Origin of the sequence: Mesorhizobium sp. M7A.F.Ca.CA.003.01.2.1, from assembly GCF_003998945.1 — a bacterium.
Lineage (GTDB): Bacteria > Pseudomonadota > Alphaproteobacteria > Rhizobiales > Rhizobiaceae > Mesorhizobium > Mesorhizobium ciceri.
Genome location: NZ_RZRA01001729.1, coordinates 1 through 381, shown reverse-complemented (window position 1 = coordinate 381; position 381 = coordinate 1). Strand labels below are relative to the sequence as shown.

1 protein-coding gene is annotated in these 381 nt (G+C 62.2%); it reads left to right on the top strand.

Going from position 1 to position 381, the window contains the following annotated elements; genetic code table 11:
- The coding region (locus tag EN969_RS35155) for a PPC domain-containing DNA-binding protein (protein ID WP_164758847.1) at window positions 1-381 on the top strand (381 nt) is incomplete at both ends.

Here is a 381-nt window from a genome sequence, read left to right as displayed (position 1 = left end):
GGACAAAGGACATTTGTCCTGGTGCTCGACCCAGGCGAAGAAGCGTTCGCGGCACTGACCGCCTTCGCGGTCGACCAGAAGATCGGCAGCGCGTCCCTGACCGCCATAGGGGCTTTCGAAAAAGCCACCGTGGGCTGGTTTGATCCGGACGCGAAGACCTACCGCAAAATCCCTATCGACGAACAGTGCGAGGTTCTGAGCGCGATCGGCGATGTCGCACTGGGTGATGACGATAAGCCCAGCCTGCACGTCCATGCGGTGCTGGGATTGAGCGATGGCACCACCCGGGGTGGACATCTGCTTGATGGCATCGTTCGGCCAACGCTCGAAATCACCCTGGTGGAAGCGCCCGGCCATCTGCGCCGCAGCAAGCGCCCGGAT